At 71.1% G+C, this 19,719-nt stretch carries 17 protein-coding genes; 1 reads left to right on the top strand and 16 read right to left on the bottom strand.

From position 1 onward, the window contains the following. Nucleotides 1-84: 84 nt before the first annotated feature. The 5 genes from BEP24_RS04975 to BEP24_RS04955 form a co-directional block, all read right to left on the bottom strand. Nucleotides 85-501 carry a cytochrome c oxidase subunit 4 gene (locus tag BEP24_RS04975; protein WP_065960907.1) on the bottom strand — a complete coding sequence of 139 codons (417 nt, stop codon included), beginning with the start codon at nt 499-501 and terminating at the stop codon, nt 85-87. Nucleotides 502-505: 4 nt separating this feature from the next. Beyond that, a complete protein-coding gene (gene ctaD / locus BEP24_RS04970; protein WP_065960904.1) occupies nt 506-2,242 on the bottom strand; it encodes a cytochrome c oxidase subunit I in 1,737 nt (578 codons plus the stop codon). An 11-nt stretch (nt 2,243-2,253) separates the two neighbouring features. Then, entirely contained in the window at nt 2,254-3,156 is a 903-nt protein-coding gene (gene coxB / locus BEP24_RS04965; RefSeq protein WP_065960903.1) for a cytochrome c oxidase subunit II, read from the bottom strand. A 326-nt stretch (nt 3,157-3,482) separates the two neighbouring features. After that, the gene (locus tag BEP24_RS04960; RefSeq protein ID WP_065960895.1) at nt 3,483-3,857 is read right to left on the bottom strand and encodes an iron-sulfur cluster assembly accessory protein; all 375 of its coding nucleotides are present in this window, start codon (nt 3,855-3,857) and stop codon (nt 3,483-3,485) included. 228 nt (nt 3,858-4,085) lie between these two features. Beyond that, a complete protein-coding gene (locus BEP24_RS04955) occupies nt 4,086-5,630 on the bottom strand; it encodes a dipeptidase (RefSeq protein ID WP_141693355.1) in 1,545 nt (514 codons plus the stop codon). 52 nt (nt 5,631-5,682) lie between these two features. Between BEP24_RS04955 and BEP24_RS04950 the strand changes: the two genes are divergently transcribed. Then, the gene (locus BEP24_RS04950) at nt 5,683-6,258 is read left to right on the top strand and encodes a DUF3043 domain-containing protein (RefSeq protein ID WP_065960894.1); all 576 of its coding nucleotides are present in this window, start codon (nt 5,683-5,685) and stop codon (nt 6,256-6,258) included. Between the two features lie 908 nt (nt 6,259-7,166). Here BEP24_RS04950 and BEP24_RS04945 read toward each other — a convergent pair. From BEP24_RS04945 to BEP24_RS04895, 11 genes are all read right to left on the bottom strand, one after another. Then, nucleotides 7,167-8,243: a quinone-dependent dihydroorotate dehydrogenase gene (locus BEP24_RS04945; protein WP_065960885.1), complete on the bottom strand. Its 1,077-nt coding sequence runs from the start codon at nt 8,241-8,243 to the stop codon at nt 7,167-7,169. Continuing rightward, a complete protein-coding gene (gene nrdR / locus BEP24_RS04940; RefSeq protein WP_083230089.1) occupies nt 8,240-8,824 on the bottom strand; it encodes a transcriptional regulator NrdR in 585 nt (194 codons plus the stop codon). Before nrdR ends, BEP24_RS04945 begins: the two co-directional genes overlap by 4 nt. 32 nt (nt 8,825-8,856) lie before the next feature. Further along, nucleotides 8,857-10,167 (bottom strand): histidinol dehydrogenase, encoded by a 1,311-nt coding sequence (hisD, locus tag BEP24_RS04935; protein WP_065960880.1) that lies wholly within the window; start codon nt 10,165-10,167, stop codon nt 8,857-8,859. Beyond that, nucleotides 10,164-11,234: a hypothetical protein gene (locus BEP24_RS16415; RefSeq protein ID WP_141693353.1), complete on the bottom strand. Its 1,071-nt coding sequence runs from the start codon at nt 11,232-11,234 to the stop codon at nt 10,164-10,166. Before BEP24_RS16415 ends, hisD begins: the two co-directional genes overlap by 4 nt. Before the next feature lie 7 nt (nt 11,235-11,241). Further along, a complete protein-coding gene (gene dnaE, locus BEP24_RS04925; RefSeq protein WP_083230087.1) occupies nt 11,242-14,775 on the bottom strand; it encodes a DNA polymerase III subunit alpha in 3,534 nt (1,177 codons plus the stop codon). Nucleotides 14,776-15,420: 645 nt separating this feature from the next. Further along, the gene (locus tag BEP24_RS04920; RefSeq protein WP_065960878.1) at nt 15,421-16,353 is read right to left on the bottom strand and encodes an RluA family pseudouridine synthase; all 933 of its coding nucleotides are present in this window, start codon (nt 16,351-16,353) and stop codon (nt 15,421-15,423) included. Next, nucleotides 16,350-17,099 carry a signal peptidase II gene (lspA, locus tag BEP24_RS04915; RefSeq protein WP_253181574.1) on the bottom strand — a complete coding sequence of 250 codons (750 nt, stop codon included), beginning with the start codon at nt 17,097-17,099 and terminating at the stop codon, nt 16,350-16,352. The genes BEP24_RS04920 and lspA overlap by 4 nt, the downstream gene beginning before the upstream one ends. 2 nt (nt 17,100-17,101) lie before the next feature. After that, nucleotides 17,102-17,794, bottom strand: coding sequence for a DivIVA domain-containing protein (locus tag BEP24_RS04910; RefSeq protein WP_065960870.1), 693 nt, complete (start codon nt 17,792-17,794; stop codon nt 17,102-17,104). 182 nt (nt 17,795-17,976) lie between these two features. Further along, entirely contained in the window at nt 17,977-18,273 is a 297-nt protein-coding gene (locus BEP24_RS04905; protein ID WP_253181573.1) for a YggT family protein, read from the bottom strand. 73 nt (nt 18,274-18,346) lie between these two features. Continuing rightward, nucleotides 18,347-18,913 carry a cell division protein SepF gene (gene sepF / locus BEP24_RS04900; RefSeq protein WP_065960868.1) on the bottom strand — a complete coding sequence of 189 codons (567 nt, stop codon included), beginning with the start codon at nt 18,911-18,913 and terminating at the stop codon, nt 18,347-18,349. A gap of 43 nt (nt 18,914-18,956) precedes the next feature. After that, nucleotides 18,957-19,718 (bottom strand): YggS family pyridoxal phosphate-dependent enzyme, encoded by a 762-nt coding sequence (locus BEP24_RS04895; protein ID WP_083230085.1) that lies wholly within the window; start codon nt 19,716-19,718, stop codon nt 18,957-18,959. Nucleotide 19,719: the final 1 nt, after the last annotated feature.

The raw sequence follows: 19,719 nt of genomic DNA, 5'->3' as shown, positions 1-19,719 counted from the left end.
GGTGCTCGACCTGCTCCGGACACACGTCGGGCGGCACCGGATGAGGTGCCGCCCGAGGGTGTCAGGTGCGCTGCAGCGTGGAGATCAGTGTCCGAAGTTGCCGCGGTAGTACTCGTAGACCCAGCCCACGAGGGTCACGGTGACCATGGCGAGCCCGATCGGGACGATCCACAGACCGGCCGCGAGACCGAGGAAGCACAGGGCAGTGGAACCGGCGAGCAGGATCGGCCACCACGACCACGGGCTGAAGTGCCCGAGCTCGGCGTCGCCGTCCTCGATGTTGGCGTCCGGACGGTCCTCGGGCAGCACGCCGCCCTGCGAGGACATGACCTTGCCGAGGTAGAACGCGATGAACGCGGACATGATCCCGGTGAGGCCGATCGCGACCGTGCCGACCCACTCCGGGCGACCGTAGTAGATCAGTGCCCAGATCGTGTACGCGGCGTCCGCGAGGATGAAGAACCCGAAGAGGATCCAGAACAGGTTGGTGTTGGCGCGCATCGGCTTACTTCACCTCGCCCTTCGCGGCGTCGTAGGTCGGAGCGTCCGGTGCGTCCTTCGCAGGACCCACACCGATCGGCACACCCGCTTCCGGGTGGTTCAGGTCGAAGGCCGGGGATTCGGAACGGATCCGCGGGATCGACGTGAAGTTGTGGCGGGGCGGCGGGCAGCTGGTCGCCCACTCGAGCGAGCGGCCGTAGCCCCAGGGGTCGTTCACCGCGACCTTCGGAGCGTTCCGAGCGGTCACGTAGACGTTGAAGATGAACGGCAGGAACGAGATCGCGAGGATCATCGAGCCGATCGTCGACAGCTGGTTCATCCAGGTGAAGCCGTCGTTCGGCAGGTAGGTCGCGTAGCGACGCGGCATGCCGATGACGCCCAGCCAGTGCTGGATGAGGAACGTCGTGTGGAAGCCGATGAACAGCAGCCAGAAGTGGATCTTGCCGAGACGCTCGTTGAGCATCTTGCCGGTCCACTTCGGCCACCAGAAGTAGAACCCGGAGAACATCGCGAACACGACGGTGCCGAAGACCACGTAGTGGAAGTGCGCGACGACGAAGTACGAGTCGGACACGTGGAAGTCGAGCGGCGGCGACGCCAGGATCACACCGGTGAGACCACCGAACGTGAAGGTGATGAGGAAGCCGAGGGCCCAGAGCAGCGGCGTCTCGAACGTGACCGAACCGCGCCACATGGTGCCGACCCAGTTGAAGATCTTCACGCCGGTCGGGACCGCGATGAGCATCGTCATGAGCGAGAACCACGGGAGCAGGACGCCACCGGTGACGTACATGTGGTGCGCCCACACCGTGACCGAGAGGGCCGCGATGGAGATGGTCGCGTAGACGAGGGTCTTGTACCCGAAGATCGGCTTGCGGCTGAAGACCGGGAAGACCTCGGAGACGATGCCGAAGAACGGCAGCGCGATGATGTAGACCTCGGGGTGCCCGAAGAACCAGAACAGGTGCTGCCAGAGCAGGGCACCGCCGTTGGCCGGGTTGTAGATCTGCGCGTCGAACACGCGGTCGAGGCCGAGGCCGAACAGCGCCGCGGCGAGGACCGGGAAGGCCATCAGCACGAGCAGCGACGTCACGAGGGTGTTCCACGTGAAGATCGACATGCGGAACATCGTCATGCCGGGGGCACGCATCGTGATGATCGTCGTGATGAAGTTCACCGCGCCGAGGATCGTCGAGAAGCCGGTCATGCCCAGGCCGAAGACCCAGAGCGTCCCACCGAGACCCGGCGTGAACGTCGTGTCACTCAGTGGCGCGTAGGCGAACCAGCCGAAGGACGCGGCACCCTGCGGGGTGAGGAAGCCACCGACGGCGATCAGCGAGCCGAACAGGTAGAGCCAGAAGGCGAACCCGTTCAGACGCGGGAACGCGACGTCCGGAGCACCGATCTGCAGCGGCATGATCGCGTTCGCGAAGCCCGAGAACAGCGGCGTCGCGAACATCAGCAGCATGATCGTGCCGTGCATGGTGAACAGCTGGTTGTACTGCTCCTTCGTGGCGACGACCTGCAGGCCGGGCTCGAAGAGCTGTGCGCGGATCACGAGCGCCATCACACCTGCGAGCAGGAAGAAGACGAACGAGGCGATCAGGTACATGTACCCGATGGTCTTGTGGTCGGTGGAGGTGATCCACCGGACGATGATGTTGCCCTTCCGACCGACCTTCGACGCCTGGAAGTCCGGCGTCGAGGGCCTGGTCGGCTGGCCGACGAGTGACGTTGTCATCTGACGAGCCCCTACTTCTTCGCGCTGGACGCCTCTGCCGGCGCCTGGTTGTTCGGTTCGTTCGTGTTGGTGTCGTACTCGTTGCCGAGCAGACCGACCTTGCCCTGGTCGCGCAGCGTCTCGAGGTAGGCCTTGTAGTCGGAGTCCGACACGACCTTGACCTGGAAGAGCATCAGCGAGTGGTACTCACCGCAGAGCTCGGCGCACTTGCCCTGGTACGTGCCGATCTTCTGCGGGACGAAGTACTCGTAGTTCGTCTTGCCCGGGAGCATGTCCTTCTTGTAGAGGAAGTCGATGACCCAGAAGGAGTGGTCGACGTCGCGGGACGACAGCTCGATCTTGACCTTCTTGTCGACCGGCAGGTACAGCGTCGGCAGCTGCGACTCGTCGATCGCACCCTTGCCGTTCTCTTCTTCCTGCGCCTGGATGCCCTGGTAGTAGACGCTGTCCTCGGGGTTGGACTGGTCGATGTAGTTGAAGTCCCAAGCCCAGCGCTTGCCGTACACGTGCACGGTGGCGTCGGGGTTCTCGAAGGGCTTCTCGATGGCCGACTGGTCCTTGGCGGTGAAGGCGAAGAAGCCCAGCACCAGGATGAGCGGCACGATCGTGTAGAAGATCTCGAGCGGCATGTTGTACCGCATCTGCACCGGGAGGCCGGTCTGGCCCTTGCGGCGGCGGTAGACGATCGCGGCCCAGATGATGAGGCCCCAGACGATGAGACCCACCGCGAGGAGGACGATCCAGCTGGTGGTCCACAGGCCGACGATGCGGCTCGTGTGGTTCGTGACGTCCTTCGTCTGCTCCGTGCCGGGGAGCCATCCGTTCATCTGCTGCTGCGTGCAGCCAGCCAGTGCGATGACCAGACCGACGGCCACCGGGACGGCCGCCCAACGTATACGGCGATTCGAACGCACTGTTACCTCTCGGAAGACGTGGCAGGGAGCCGGCGGCACGAAGGCCGCACATTGCTGGCTCCCAGCTTGGTTGGAACACTCCTAGCTTACTCGCAGCTCACCGACACTCGCGCACACGACCCCCGGTTCGGGTCGGTCCACGCGTCGGTTCCCGCCCTCGAGCGGGGCGGAGGACGAGCCTTTCCCCCGGTCGTGCGGGTCCGCCGACGACGAGGAGTCGGACGGACGACGAGCGGGGAGCGGCCAGATCGGCCGCTCCCCGCTCGCGTGTCGGTCGGGTCCGTGCAACGGACGCCGTGCGCTCCCCCGTGGCGGAGCGCTCGCTCCTAGTGGAAGCTGTCGCCGCAGGCGCAGCTGCCCTGCGCGTTCGGGTTGTCGATCGTGAAGCCCTGCTTCTGGATCGTGTCCTCGAAGTCGATCGTCGCGCCGTCCAGGTACGGGACGCTCATCTTGTCGACGACGACCTCGACGCCGCTGCCGAACTCGGCCGTGGCGTCGCCGTCCATCAGACGCTCGTCGAAGTAGAGCTGGTAGATGAGCCCGGAGCATCCGCCGGGCTGGACCGCCAGGCGCAGGCGCAGGTCGTCGCGGCCCTCCTGCTCGAGCAGGCTCGCCACCTTCGCCGCCGCGGTGTCGCTCAGTGCGACGCCGTGGGTACGGGCGTCCGTCGACGGTGCGTTGTCGGTGATGGTGTCGCTCATCCGCGCGTCTCCCTCCGGGCGGTGTCGATCACCGCGCCTGTCGTTGATTGTAAGCACTGCCGCCGACGGAGTGGGTGGTGCTCCACAGGAGACCGCGCTCCACGGGTGACCGCGCGCGCTGTGGGCGACCGCGCTCACAGCAGGCGACCGCGCTCGCCCCAGGGGACCGTCGACGCGACGGGAGGCGCGATGCCGACCGGCACCGCGCCTCCCGTCCGGATCGCGCCGTCAGGCGCGCGTCGCGAGCCGCGCGAGCAGGATCGCCTCGGCGGCGATCGCGCGGTGCAGCACGCCGAGGTGCTGCGACTCGTTCGGGCTGTGTGCGCGGGTGTCGGGGTCCTCGACGCCCGTGACGAGGATCTGCGCCTCGGGGAACTCGGCGGCCAGGTCGGAGACGAAGGGGATGGACCCGCCGATGCCCTGCTCGACCGCGGGGGCGCCCCAGCCCTCGTGCATGGCGGTGCGCGCCTCCTGGACGGCCCAGCCGGCGGTGTCGACCAGGAAACCGTCGCCGGTGTCGACCTCGGTGATCTCGAGCTGCGCACCGAACGGCACGTTCGCACGCAGGTGCCGCTCGACGGCGGCGTACGCATCGGTGGCCGACTGCCCGGGCGCGACGCGCACCGAGATGCGGGCCGCGACCGAGGGCAGCAGCGTGTTCGAGGCGTTCGCGACGCTCGGGACGTCCATGCCGGTCACCGTCAGCGACGGCTGGAACCACATGCGCGACAGCACCGGGCCGGTGCCGACCGGCCGGACCCCGGGCAGCAGCGCGGCGTCGGTCGCGAGCTCGGCCTCGGAGCGCTCGGGCACGTCGGCCTCGTACGCGGTGAGGCCCTCGACGGCCACCGACCCGTCGTCGTCGTGGAGCGACGCGAGCAGGCGGACCATCGGGATCATCGCGTCGGGGGCCGCGCCGCCGAACATGCCGCTGTGGCTGGCGTGCTCGAGCGTCGTCAGCGTCGCCTTGAACGTGACGTTGCCGCGGAGCGACACCGTGATGGACGGGACGTCGACCGACCAGTTGTCGCTGTCCGCGACGACGATGACGTCGGCGGCGAGGTGCTCCTTCTGCTCGCGCAGGAACGTGCGGAACGAGCGGGAGCCGAACTCCTCCTCGCCCTCGACGAAGAGCACGACACCGAGGTCGAGGTCGTCGCCGAACTGCGCGTGCAGGGCCCGGAGCGAGGCGATGTGCGTCATCACGCCCGCCTTGTCGTCCGAGGCGCCACGGCCGTACAGCCGGTCGCCGCGGAGCGTCGGCTCGAAGGGCGGGGTCTCCCACAGCGCGTCGTCGCCCTGGGGCTGCACGTCGTGGTGGGCGTAGAGCATCACCGTCGGCTTGCCGTTGCGCGCCGGGCGGACCGCGAGGACGGCGGGCTGGCCGAGCTCGACCCCGGCGGCGGCCGCGGTGTCGGAGGGCGCGGCGTCCGTGGCCGCGGCGTCGCCGGACGGGGTGTCGCTGACCGCGGTGCCGGCGGCCGGGGCGTCGGTGGTCGGGGCGTCGGTGGCCGGGGTGTCGCCCTCGACCGCGGACCGGACGATGCGCACGGCATCGTCGGCGAAGACGCCGGTCGACCGGGCGAGGTCGGCGACGGCCTCGGCACTGGCCTGCACGTTCGCCGGGTCGAAGGCCGACCACGACACCGACGGCAACCGGACCAGGGCGGACAGGTCCGCGATCGTCGTCGGCAGCGCGCCCTGCACGTGTTCGCGCAGGGCGTCGAGGAGCGCGGGGTCGGTCGCGGGGCTGTGCTGGTCGGTGTCGGTCATGTCCCGTAATCTAGAGGACGATCCAGCACGCAACCGCAGTCAGGAACGCACCGTGGCGAAGGCAGCCCCCAAGACCAACACGACCGTGAACCCCTCCGAGGAAGAACTCCTCGAGCAGGGCAAGGGTCGTCCGACGCCGTCGCGTCGCGAGCGCGAGGCCGCCAACCGCCGCCCGCTCGTGGGCAACAGCCCGCAGGACAAGAAGGCCGCCCGCGCCCGTCTGACCACGGAGCGCGAGAAGGCCCGCGTGGGCATGGCGAACGGCGAGGAACGCTACCTCCCGGCCAAGGACAAGGGCGAGCAGCGCAAGTTCGTGCGCGACTGGATCGACGCCCGCTGGAACGTGGGCGAGGTCATGATGCCCGTCCTCGTCCTGTTCCTGGTCGTCGGGTTCGCCGCCGCGCAGACTCCCCTGGCCTCGTACTCGCTGCTCATGGTGTGGGCGTTCGTCGCGCTGTTCGTGCTCGACTGCGTGATCCTCTGGTTGTCGCTCCGCAAGAAGCTCTCCGCGAAGTTCGGGAGCACGCAGCGCGGGACCTTCCTCTACATCCTGACCCGGGCGTGGCAGCTGCGCTTCCTGCGCCTGCCGAAGCCGCAGGTCCGGCGCGGGCAGTACCCGACGCTGTAGGGCCCGCTCCAGTCCCTCGAAGCGCCACCCGGCTCGCCGGGTGGCGCTTCGTCGTTCCCGTGCGGCGGCGCGCGTGCCTCGCGCGGGCGCGGGCGCGGGCCCGGCCTCGCGCGGAGTCGCGAGCAGGCAGGACGCGCCGCGTGCGGAGCGCCGAGGGAGCACGATCCGTCACGCTCGCGCGCCCGGAACGACAGGAACAGCCCACTCGGCGTCAGCATCCGGGCGCGCCGTCCGGGGCGCCCGCCCGCCGGACGGGAGGCACGGTGCCAGCGGGAGCCGCGCCTCCCGTCCGACGCTTCCTCAGTCCGGCCCGCGCACCTCGGGCGGCCAAGCGCGGACCAGACAGGGGCGCGACCTGCCCGGCACAAGGGAAAGCACGTCGCACCGCGGCGAACCGCGGCGCGACGTGCCCGCGGTGGTGCGGAGGACGGGAGGCACGGTGCCAGCGGGAGCTACACCTCCGTCCGACGCTTCCTCAGTCCGGCCCGCGCACCGCGGGCGGCCAAGCGCAGACCAGGCGCGGCGCAACGTGCCCTCGCACAAGCGGAAGCACGTCGCGCCACGGCGAAGCGTGGCGCGACGTACTCATGGTTGGGCGGAGGACGGGAGGACGGGAGGACGGGAGGCACAGTGCCAGCGGGAGGCGCGCCTCCCTTCCCGCGGTCCCGCCGGCCCGGCGGCCGCCGCCGCGGCGGTACCGCGGCGTCGCCGAGGCACGACCTGCCCCCGCACAACGGAAAGCACGTCGCACCACGGCGAACCGCGGCGCGAGGTGCCTTCCGTTGTGCGCCGCCACGACACCGCCGCATCAACCGCCGGCGCAACAGGCACCGCGTCGACCACCGACGCAACAGACGCCGCGTCAACGCCGGTGCGACAGCACGAACGTCAGCGCCCGCGCGACGAGGTCAGCGCGCTGCGCGCCGCAGACGCCGCCGCCGCAGCCGGTTGATCCGCGTTGCCCAGGTCGGCCCCTCGTAGAGGAACGCGGTGTAGCCCTGCACGAGCGTCGCACCCGCGTCGATGCGGTCCTGGACGTCCTGCTCCGAGGTCACTCCCCCGACGGCCACGACGCAGAAGTCGTCGGGCACGGCAGCACGGACGCGGCGCAGGACCTCGAGGGACCGCTCCGCGACCGGCGCACCGGAGAGTCCGCCTGCGCCCATCGCCTCGACCTCGGCGGCCGGGGTCCGCAGTCCGGTCCGCGCGATCGTCGTGTTGTTCGCGATGATCCCGGACAGCCCGAGGTCGACCGCGAGCCCGGCGATCGCGTCGATCTGCTCGTCGGTCAGGTCCGGGGCGATCTTCACGAGCACGGGCGTCCGTCCGGCGGCGTCCCGCACGGCCGACAGCAGCGGACGCAGCTGGTCCAGCTCCTGCAGCCCGCGGAGTCCGGGCGTGTTCGGCGAGCTGACGTTGACCGCCAGGTAGTCGGCGAACGGCGCGAGCAGCCGCGTGGACTCGAGGTAGTCGTCGACGGCGTCCTCGACCGCGACGACCCGGCTCTTGCCGATGTTGACGCCGATCACCGGGCGACCCGGGTTGCGGCGCGCACGTTCCAGGCGGCGTGCGGCTCGGGCGGCACCGTGGTTGTTGAAGCCCATGCGGTTGATCAGTGCCCGGTCGGCGATGAGGCGGAACAGACGCGGACGTTCGTTGCCCGGCTGCGGCTTCGCGGTGATCGTCCCGACCTCGACGTGTCCGAAGCCGAGGAGCCCGAGCCCCGCGATGCCGCGCGCGTCCTTGTCGAACCCGGCGGCCAGGCCGAAGCGCGAGGGGAAGTGGATGCCCATGGTCGTGACGCCGTCCTCGGCGGCCGGGCGGGAGTACCGCTCGACCGCGCCGCCGAGGACCGGGACCTTCGGGAGCGCGCGGATCACGGCGAAGGCGATGTGGTGCGCCCGCTCCGGGTCCATGTTCGCGAACACCGACCGGAACACGACCGCGTACCCGGCGCGGACGAGCCGCTCGGCGACGCCGCTCATGCGCCCGAGCCCGAGGCGCCGGAACCGGAAGAGCCAGAACCGGAGGAGCCCGACCCCGAGGAGCCCGAACCGGCGGTACCCGACCCCGAGGCGCCAGCCCCGGCCGTGACCGTCCCGGCTGCCTGCGCAGCGTCCCGGTGGTCGATCCGCAGCTGACCGATGGCGTCCTCGAAGTCCTCGAGCGACTCGAACGCCTGGTACACGCTCGCGAAGCGCAGGAACGCCACCTCGTCGAGCTCGCGCAGCGGCGCCAGGATCGCCAGGCCGATGTCGTTCGCGTCGATCTGGCTCGACCCCGAGGAACGGACCGTCTCCTCGACACGCTGGGCCAGCACGGCGAGGTCGCCGTCGGTCACCGGCCGGCCCTGGCACGCCTTGCGCACACCGGAGACGATCTTGTCGCGGCTGAACGGCTCGGTGACGCCGTTGCGCTTCACGACGTTCAGCGAGGCGGTCTCGGTCGTCGAGAACCGCCGTCCGCAGTTCGGGCACTGACGACGGCGACGGATCGAGGTCCCGTCGTCACTGGTGCGGGAGTCGACGACGCGGGAGTCCGGGTGGCGGCAGAAGGGGCAGAACATGGCCGTCCCAGGCTACCGGCTCCCGGCTGCCGTCAGGCCCGGCCGGTGCGTTCCGTCACCGCGGCGGCGTGACCGGGGAGCTGCTCCTCGGTCGCCAGCGCCACGATGTGCGGAGCGACCTCTGCCAACGCTGTCGGCGAGTACCGGATCACCTGCTGCGGGCGGAGGAACGTGGACGCCGACAACCCGGACCCGAAGCGCGCCTGACCCCCTGTCGGCAGGACGTGGTTCGACCCCGCCAGGTAGTCCCCGAGGCTCACGGGCGTGCTCGGTCCGACGAAGACGGCACCGGCCGCGTCGATGTCGGCGAGGACCGCGTCGTCGTCGGCGGTCTGCACCTCGAGGTGCTCCGGCCCGTACGCGTTGCTCACGGTCGCGGCGTCGGCGAGCGAGTCCACGAGCACGACCGCCGACTGCGGTCCGTCCAGGGCGGTTTGGAGGCGCGCAGCCGTCCCGAGCGCAGCCACCCGTTCCGGGATGGCCGCCTCCACGGCGTCGGCGAACGCCTCGGACGTCGTCACGAGCACGCTGCCGGCCTGCTCGTCGTGCTCGGCCTGGCTCACCAGGTCGGCGGCGACGAAGCCCGGGTCGGCGGTGTCGTCGGCGATCACGAGGATCTCGGTCGCCCCGGCCTCGGAGTCGATGCCGACGACGCCGCGCACGAGGCGCTTGGCCGCGGCGACGTAGTTGTTGCCCGGACCGGTGACGAGGTCGACCGGCTCGAGGCCGATCGACGCGACGCCGTACGCGAGGGCACCGACCGCGCCGGCACCGCCCATGGCGTAGACCTCGTCGATGCCGAGCAGCCCCGCCGCGGCGAGGATCGTCGGGTGGACCCGGCCGCCGTGGTCGCGCTGGGGCGGCGACACGAGCGCGATGGAGCCGACGCCGGCGACCTGGGCCGGGACGACGTTCATCACGACGCTCGACGGGTAGACGGCCTTGCCGCCGGGGACGTAGAGCCCGACGCGGCGCATCGGCTGCCAGCGCTGGTGCACCTCGGCGCCGTCGGCGAGGGTCGTCACCGATCCGGCGGGCACCTGCGCGGCACTCGCGGCACGGACGCGGCGAATGGCCTCGTCGAGCGCGGCCCGGAGCTCCGGCGTGAGCCCCGCGACGGCCGCGGCGATCTCGGCGGCGGGCACCCGCACGTGCTCGGGCGCTCCCCCGTCGAACCGCTCGGCCTGGTCGCGCAGCGCGTCGGCTCCCTGGTGTCGGACCGCGTCGACGAGCTCGCGCGCGGACGCCACGGCGGACGAGACGTCACCGGCGGCGCGCGGCATGAGACGGAGGAGTTCGGCACGGGCGGGCAGGCCGCCGCGGAGGTCGATTCGCTGCATCATGAGGGGTCCAGCGTACCGGCGGCACCCGACAGGAGCGCGTCGACGACGGGCCCGTGCCGGGCGGTCGATCCGGCGTCCCAGGCGCCGAGCAGGTGCAGCGTGACGACCCGGAACGCGAGCGCACGGACGAGCAGCTGCGGCCACTCGGGCGCGGCGGCGAGCTCCCCGAGCGGCCCGAGCCGTCGGAGCGGGACACCGTGCCAGCAGACAGCGTCCACGGCGGCGACCGCGGCACCGTACCCCGCCGGTCGCCAGTAGGGCGCCCAGTCGAACACCGCGGGCGGCTGCCCCTGCGCGAACAGCACGTTGCCGAGCAGGTCGCCGTGCACCGGCTGCTCGGGCGTCCGGACGGACCGGAACGATCCGGCCAGGCGGCGCAGCAGCGGATCGGTGCGGAGCAGCCGGTCGGTGCGCGGCGGCGGGTCGGTGCGCGGCGGCGGGTCGGTGCGCGGTGCGCGGTCCCCCGGAGTGTCGGGCTGTGCTGGCCCGGCGGCCCACACCACGCGGTCGGCGCGGCTCCACGGGTCGTCGACCAGGTCGAGGAACGCGGGCCGGCCGAGGCCCGCCAGGGCTGCCTCGAACGCCGACCCGGCGCGGACGACGTCCTCGACGCGCGCGGGGTCCGTCGCACCGTCGAGCCACTCCCACGCCTCCCACCCGTCGACGAACCAGGGACCGGCCGACCGCGCGTCGCCCGACCCGGGTTCGACGGGCCCCGGGTCGACGGGCCCCGGGTCGACGGGCCCCGGGTCGACGGCCCGGCGGTCGACACCCGCGCGGTCGACACCCGCGGGGCCGACAGCGACGGCCCCGGCGCCGACGGACCTGCCTCCGCCGACCGCAGCCGCGACCGGGCGGGGCGTCCGGAACGCAGCCGTGTGCGGGAGCCGGGCCAGCGTGTCGGACCGCCACCGCGCCTCCCGGACGTCACCGTGCGGACGCAGGACGACGTCACCTGCGCGCCACGTCTCCCCGCGCCCACCGTCGAGGCGGACCGGCGTGCGGCCACCGGCCCCGAACGCCCGGAGCACCGCGGCCGACGGCCGTGGCGCTCCGGGGTCGGTCACGCCGTGCCTAGACCAGGCAGCGCGGGCCGAGCAGGCTCTTCAGCTCGCCGAACAGGTCGGGCGTCAGGTTCACCGGCATCGGCAGCTCGAACGTGCGCGCGACGGAGTCCTTCACGAGCTTGAGCCGCACCTCGGTCTCGCCGCTGTGCCGACCGAGCACCGCGGCCAGCTCCGTGACGATCTCGGTGGTCGCCTGACGTTCCGGCACCGACAGCGTCAGCGGGCCGGAGCCCATCGCGTCGCCGACGTTCGGCTGGAACATGCTCACCGCGTGCAGCGCCTTGCCGTCGTCGCGGACGTTCACCCGGCCGCGCAGCACGACGATCGAGTCGGCGACGAGGGACGAGCCGAACTCCTGGTACGTCTTGCCGAGGAACATGACCCCGATCTCGCCGCCGAAGTCCTCGATCTGGACGATGCCGTACGGGTTGCCGCTCGACTTCGCGACCCGGTGCTGCACGCTCGTGAGCAGGCCCGCCACCGTGACGGTCTCGCCCTCGATCGAGTCGTCGGCGCTGAGCAGGTCGGCGATGGTGATCGACTGGTGCTTCGCGAGCTCGATCTCGAGGCCGGCCAGCGGGTGGTCGGACACGTAGAGGCCGAGCATGTCGCGCTCGAACGCCAGCTTGTCGCGCTTGGACCACTCCGGACGGTCCGGGACCTGCGACACCGGGGCCGAGGACGGCTGCTCCTCGGCGACCTCGGCGAACAGGGAGTCGAAGTCGAAGCCGACGTTGCCGTGGGCCTCGTCGCGCTTGACCTTGACCGCGCCCTCGACCGCGCCCTCGTGGATCTCGACCAGGGCGCGCCGGGTGTCGCCGAACTCGTCGAACGCGCCGGCCTTGATGAGCGACTCGACGGTCCGCTTGTTCGCCGACGAGATCGGGATCTTGCGCAGGAAGTCGTGGAACGACTCGAACGCGCCCTTCTCGGTGCGCGCCTGCACGATGTCGTCGACGACGTTGAAGCCGACGTTGCGGATCGCACCCATGCCGAAGCGGATGTCGTCCCCGACGGCCGCGAAGAAGCCGATCGACTCGTTGACGTCCGGGGGCATGACCTTGATGCCCATGCGTCGGCACTCGTTGAGGTACAGCGCGAGCTTGTCGCGGGCGTCACCGACGCTCGTGAGCAGCGCCGCCATGTACTCGGCCGGGTAGTGGGCCTTGAGGTACGCGGTCCAGAACGACACGACGCCGTACGCGGCCGAGTGCGCCTTGTTGAACGCGTAGTCGGAGAACGGCAGCAGGATGTCCCAGAGCGTCTTGATGGCAGCGGCCGAGTAACCGTTGTCCTGCATGCCCTTCTGGAAGCCCGCGTACTGCTTGTCGAGCTCGGACTTCTTCTTCTTGCCCATCGCGCGGCGGAGGATGTCCGCCTGGCCGAGGGAGAAGCCCGCGACCTTCTGCGCGATGGCCATGACCTGCTCCTGGTAGATGATCAGGCCGTAGGTCGTGCCGATGATGTCCTGGAGCGGTTCCTCGAGTTCCGGGTGGATCGGCGTGATCGGCTGCTCGCCGTTCTTGCGGAGCGCGTAGTTCGTGTGCGAGTTCGCGCCCATGGGCCCCGGACGGTACAGGGCGATGAGCGCGGAGATGTCCTCGAAGTTGTCCGGCTTCATCAGGCGGAGCAGACCGCGCATCGGGCCGCCGTCGAGCTGGAACACGCCGAGGGTGTCGCCGCGCTGCAGGAGCGCGTAGGCCTCTTCGTCCTCGAGCCCCATCGTCTCGAGGTCGAGGTCGATGCCGCGGTTGCTCTTGATGTTGTCGAGGGCGTCGCTGATGATCGTGAGGTTCCGGAGCCCCAGGAAGTCCATCTTGATCAGGCCGAGCGACTCCGCGGCCGGGTAGTCGAACTGCGTGACGATCTGGCCGTCCTGCTCGCGCTTCATCACGGGGATGATGTCGATGAGCGGCTCGCTCGACATGATGACGCCGGCGGCGTGGACGCCCCACTGGCGCTTCAGCCCCTCGAGCCCGAGCGCGGTGTCGAACACCGTCTTCGCCTCGGGGTCGGTCTCGACGACCGTGCGGACGTCGACGGCTTCCTTGTAGCGGGGGTGGTCCTTGTCGAAGATCCCGGTCAGCGGGATGTCCTTGCCCATCACGGGCGGCGGCATCGCCTTCGTGAGCTTCTCGCCCATGCCGAAGGGGAAGCCGAGCACGCGGGAGGAGTCCTTGAGCGCCTGCTTCGCCTTGATGGTGCCGTACGTGACGATCTGGGCGACGCGCTCCGACCCGTACTTCTCGGTGACGTACTTGATCGCCTCACCACGGCGCCGGTCGTCGAAGTCGACGTCGAAGTCGGGCATCGAGACGCGGTCCGGGTTGAGGAATCGCTCGAAGATGAGGCCGTGACGGATCGGGTCGAGGTCGGTGATGCGCATCGCGTACGCGACCATCGAGCCGGCACCGGAACCACGGCCCGGTCCGACGCGGATGCCGTTGTTCTTCGACCAGTTGATGAAGTCGGCGACGACGAGGAAGTACCCCGGGAAGCCCATCTGGTTGATGATCCCGACCTCGTAGTCGGCGCGCTCCTGGACCTCGCGCGAGATGCCCTCGGGGTACCGGTACTCCAGACCCTTCGCGACTTCCTTCTCGAACCACGAGTGCTCGGTCTCGCCCTCGGGCACCGGGAACTTCGGCATGTAGTTCGCCGCGGTGTCGAACTCGACCTCGCACCGCTCGGCGATGAGGAGCGTGTTGTCGCAGGCCTCGGGGTGGTCGCGGAAGACGTGGCGCATCTGCTGCGGGGTCTTCAGGTAGAACTCGTCGGCGTCGAACTTGAAGCGGTTCGGGTCGTTCAGCGTCGACCCGGACTGCACGCAGAGCAGCGCCGCGTGCGACTTCGCGTCGTGCGCGTGGGTGTAGTGCAGGTCGTTCGTCCCGATGAGCGGGATGCCGAGGTCCTTCGAGATGCGGACGACGTCCTCGATCACGCGGCGCTCGATCTCGAGGCCGTGGTCCATGATCTCGGCGAAGTAGTTGTCCTTGCCGAAGATGTCTCGGTAGTCGGCGGCGGCCTTGAGCGCTTCGTCGTACTGGCCGAGACGGAGTCGGGTCTGGATCTCGCCCGAGGGGCACCCCGTCGTCGCGATGATGCCGTCGTGGTACTGGTCGAGGAGCTCGATGTCCATGCGGGGCTTGAAGTAGTAGCCCTCGATCGAGGCGCGGGACGACAGCCGGAACAGGTTGTGCATGCCCGCGGTGTTCTCGGCGAACATCGTCATGTGCGTGTACGCACCCGAGCCCGAGACGTCGTCGCCCCCGCCGTCGCCCCAGCGCACACGCGTCTTGTCGGTGCGGTGCGTGCGCGGCGTGATGTACGCCTCGGTCCCGATGATCGGCTTGACGCCGCCGGCCTTCGCGGCCTTCCAGAACTCGAACGCGCCGAACATGTTGCCGTGGTCGGTGACGGCCACCGCCGGCATCCCCTGCGCGGCGGTCTCGGCGACGAGGTCGGTGAGTCGCGCGGCGCCGTCGAGCATCGAGTACTCGCTGTGCACGTGCAGGTGGACGAAGGAGTCGGTGTCCGACACGGTACCTCCGGTTCGACGGTCTGCTGCGGGGCGGGAACAGCCTAACCGCGACCGGCGACGTTCCCGCGCGTGTCCGACGTGACCGCAGACGTTCCCGCGCGTGTCCGACGCGAGCGCCGACCGGCGTCCGGCGCTGCCCGCCCCGCGAGCGGGCAGGACACGCCACGGGCGTTGCGCCGATCGGGCGGTTCGCGTCGCTCGATGCCGCCCACCGTGACGGAGAAGGCCCGCTCGGCTCGCGGAGCGGGCCGGCCCTGCCGAGCGGCCCTCGCCGCTCGGCTCGCCGGGCGGGCCGGCCCTGCCGAGCGGACAGGACATGCCGCGCGCGTTCCGCGGAGCGGGCGGTACACGTCGCCTGATGGCGCCGATCGAGACGGAACGTGCGCGCTCGGGGGCCGACGGTGGACGCGACCCGGTGCCGGACGGGAGGCGCGTGGCGGCGCCGCAACGCGCCTCCCGTCCGGGCGTGGACTGGCTCGGCGCCGAACGAACGCGCGGGACACGCCGCGCGGTGTTCGCCGAGCGGGTGCGGACCGTCGGGCGGACGCACCGAGTGGGACGGATCGGGCCCGCTCGGCCAGGGCGGCGCCGCCACGCTGCCACGCGCCGCCCGCCCGGCGGCGCGTGGCCCGGCGGCGGTCGCCGTCAGGCGGACGCGGCCCGGATCCGGTCGAGCGCGACCTGCAGGTCCTCGGGGTAGGACGCCTCGAACGACACCCACTCCCCCGTGCGCGGGTGCGCGAAGCCGAGCCGGACCGCGTCGAGCCACTGCCGCGTCAGCCCGAGCTCCCCGGCGAGCACCGGGTCGGCGCCGTACGTGGTGTCCCCGACGAGCGGGTGCCGGGTGGCGGCCATGTGCACGCGGATCTGGTGGGTGCGCCCGGTCTCCAGGTGCACCTCGAGCAGCGACGCGGCACGGAACGCCTCGAGGGTCTCGTAGTGCGTCACGCTCGGCTTGCCGTCCGCGGTGACCGCGAACTTCCAGTCGCTCGACGGGTGCCGTCCGATGGGCGCGTCGATCGTGCCGGAGCTCGGGTCGGGGTGCCCCTGCGCGAGCGCGTGGTAGACCTTCTCGACGGTCCGCTCCTTGAACGCCCGCTTCAGGTGCGTGTACGCGGTCTCGGTCTTCGCGACGACCATGAGCCCGGACGTCCCGACGTCGAGCCGGTGCACGATGCCCGCACGCTCGGCGGCGCCGGAGGTCGCGATCGTGAATCCCGCGGCGGCGAGCCCGCCGGGGACGGTCGGGCCGTCCCACCCGGGCGACGGGTGCGCGGCGACACCGACTGGCTTGTCGACGACGACGATGTCCTCGTCGTCGTGGACGATCGTCATGCCCGGCACCTCGACCGGGACGATCCGCGGCGGCTCCTTGGGCGACCACGACACCTCGAGCCAGGAGTCGGCGTGCAGCCGATCGGACTTGCCGACCGTCACGCCGTCGACGCTGACGCCGCCCGCGGCGACGACGTCGGCCGCGAACGACCGGCTGAAGCCGAGCAGCTTCGCGAGGGCGGCGTCGACGCGCTCGCCCGCGAGCCCGTCCGGCACGGGCAGGGACCGGGACTCGACGCTCACGTCGCGTCGTGTCCGAGCGCGTCGCGGAGGTCGTGCGGCCCGCGCGGGTCCGTGGTGCGGTCGGCCGGCCGGGAGGCGCGACCCGCGTCCGCAGCGTCGGCCGCGGTCGTCGGGACGGCTGCGTCACGGGCGGCGGTCCCGTCGTCCGCGACGCGGTGCGCGACGCGCTCGACGTCGTCGTCGGACGACGAGGCGGCGGCCGCGGCGTCGGCGCGCTGCTGCTTCGCCGACGGCGTGCGCGTCCCGTCGAGGTTGACCCCGAACACGACGAGCAGCACGAACACGACCATGCTGACGCAGATGAACGCGTCCGCGATGTTGTAGATCGCCGGCATCATCCACGGCGTGGAGATGAAGTCGACCACGTGCCCGCGACCGAAGCCGGGCTCACGGAAGAGCCGGTCGAGCAGGTTGCCGAGCGCGCCGCCGAGCAGCATGCCCAGGACGAGCGCCCACCACATCGACCGGATGCGCCGCGCGAAGACGATGATCGCCACGACCACGGCCGTCGACACGATCGAGAACACCCACGTCATGTTGACCGCGAACGAGAACGCGGCGCCGGGGTTCCGCACGTAGAAGAACTGCAGGGCGTCCCCGAGGACGGCGACGGGCTGGCCGTACGGCAGGTTCGCGACGACGAGGGCCTTCACGCCCTGGTCGAGCGCCACCACGACGACAGCGGCGAAGGCCAGTGCCGCGATAGCGCGGGCACTGACCTTCGCCGATGGTGCTGGTCGGACCAACGTCAGTTGCCGAAGCCCTGCGCCGATGCCGGCGCGGGGGTGAGGCCGGACTGCTCGGAGCCCGAACCGTCGAGCTCGGCGAGCTGCCCCTGGATGTAGCTCTTGAGCTGCGCACGGTAGTCGCGCTCGAACGTGCGGAGCTCGTCGATCTTGCCCTCGAGCTGGCGCTGCTCCTGCTCGAGCACCTGCACGCGCTGGCGGTTGGTGTTCTCGGTGTCCGCGATGATCTGGCGCTGCTTCGCCTCGGCCTCGGAGACCAGGCGGGCGGCCTGCGCGGTGCCCTCGGCGATGAGCGCGTCACGCTTCTCGACGCCCTCGCGGACGTGCTCCTCGTGCAGACGGCGAGCGAGCGTGAGGAGGTTCGTGGTGCCCTCGGTGTCCTCGTCGGCGGGGACCGTCGACGGGGCCGGCGCGGCGGCGGCGACCGGAGCGGGCTCCGGTGCTGCGGCGACGGGGGCCGGGGTGGGCTCGGGCTCCGGAGCGGAGGCCGGTGCCGACTGCTCGTCCTTCGCCAGCTTCGGCGCGGACTCGGCCGACTGCAGGCGCTGGCGCAGCTCGTCGTTCTCGGCCGTCAGACGACGGAGCTCGACGACGACCTCGTCCAGGAAGTCGTCGACCTCGTCCTGGTCGTAGCCCTCACGGAACTTCGTCGGCTGGAACCGCTTGTTGACTACGTCTTCCGGCGTCAAAGCCATTGCCGTCACCTCGATAGAACTGCTGAACGTGTGGAACCACTTGCGTCACGACCGAACCTACCAGCCGTGCCGAGTGGTGCGGAGGCCTGCCGGAGCGGGCCTCGATCCCGACCACCGTACACCGACACCGTGCCCGGAACGGTGTCCGGGCCCCGGCGTGGCGCGTGTCGGGACCGATCCGGTCAGAACGACCGGGCGAGCGTGCCGACGATCACCCGGAGGATGATCACGACGAGCATGACGATGGTCCACCCGAAGTCGAGTGCGACCGGCCCCATCCGCAACGGCGGGAGGAGCTTGCGCACGGCCCGGATCGGCGGGTCGGTCACGGTGTACACGAACTCCGAGAGCACGAGCACGCCGCCCCGGGGACGCCACGACCGGTTGTACGCCTGCACGATGTCGAGCGCGAACCGGCCCCACATCACGAAGAAGTAGAGGAGGAGGGCGAAGGACAGGATCCCGAAGACCAGTGACACGATGGGGCTCGCTCGGCTCGGGTGCGCCCGTCAGACCGACGGCCGCACGGGGGCGGGTGAACCGGGGGCCGGCTCAGGACTGGGCGAAGAAGGACGCCTCGATGTCGGACTCTACCTCAGCCGGCTCGCCGCTCACCGCGACGTGGGCGGGCGACAGCAGGAAGACCTTGTTGGTCACGCGCTCGATCTTGCCGTACAGCCCGAGGGACAGCCCCGACGCGAAGTCGATCATGCGGCGGGCGTCGGTCTCGGTCATCTGCGAGAGGTTGATGATGACGGGGATCCCGTCGCGGAAGCTCTCGGCGATGGACTGGGCGTCCTTGTACTCGCGCGGGTGGACGGTGAGGATCTCGTTCATTTCCTGGACCGGGGTCGCCTTCTGTGCGGTCGTGTGCGAGCGGCGGAGCGGGGTGACCTGGGCGCCGCGCTGGTGGGTGTGCGTCTTGGGCTCCGCGGGTGCCGCTGCCGGAGCGGCCGCGGGTGCCGGGGTCTCCTGCACGGGCGCCACCGACGGAGCTGCGGCGGGGGCGGGAGCGGCGTGCTGCCGCTGCTGCGCGGGAGCTTCCTGCTGCTCGTCCTCGTACAGTTCCTCGTCGGCGAGGCCGAGGTAGACCATCGTCTTCTTGAGCGGGTTGGCCATGGTTCCTCCGGTCGTGCTTGCTCGTGGGTGCCCTGCCACGAGGCTAGGGCGCGACCGGTCGGTTTCCCGTGATTGCGGTCCCGATCCGCAGGTGTGTCGCGCCCTCGGCGATCGCCTCGGCGTGGTCACCGCTCATCCCCGCGGAGATGTCGGTCGCGCCGGGCGCCAGCGACGCCACCCGCTCCGAGATCGTCCGCAGTCGGGCGAACGCGGCGCGGGGCGACCCCTCGAGCGGCGCGACCGCCATCACACCGCGCAGGCGGACGGTCCCGGTCGCGAGCACCCGCTCGACCATGGCCTCGACGGCGTCGGGCTGCACGCCGCCACGGCCCGGGTCGTCGGTGAGGTTCACCTGCACGAAGCCGTCGACGACGCGCGGGTCGGGCTCGGCCTCGGTCGGCGCGAAGGCGTCGACGACGGAGTCCCGGTCGAGCGAGTGCACCACGTCGGCGTAGCGGCGGACCTGCCGCGCCTTCTTCGACTGGAGCTGGCCGACGAAGTGCCAGGTCAGCCCGAGGTCGGCGAGCTCCGCGGCCTTCGCCTGCGCCTCCTGGTGGCGGTTCTCCCCCACGTCGGTGACGCCGAGCGCCGCCAGGTCGCGGACGAGCGACGCCGGGTGGTACTTCGTGACGACGACGAGCGTCAGCTCGTCGACGCTGCGTCCCGCGACGCGTGCCGCGTCGGCGATGCTGCCGCGCACCGTCGCGAGCCGCGTCGCGAGCGCGTCGTCACCACCGGACACAGCACGCGCCTCCCGTCCGTCGTCGGGTGACGAGGCGGACGGGAGGCGCAAGTCGGCTGCCATC

The organism is Curtobacterium sp. UCD-KPL2560 (assembly GCF_001705035.1).
Classification (GTDB): Bacteria; Actinomycetota; Actinomycetes; order Actinomycetales; family Microbacteriaceae; genus Curtobacterium.
The sequence above is the reverse complement of the archived record's forward strand: the minus strand, read 5'-3'. Positions and strand labels throughout refer to the sequence as shown.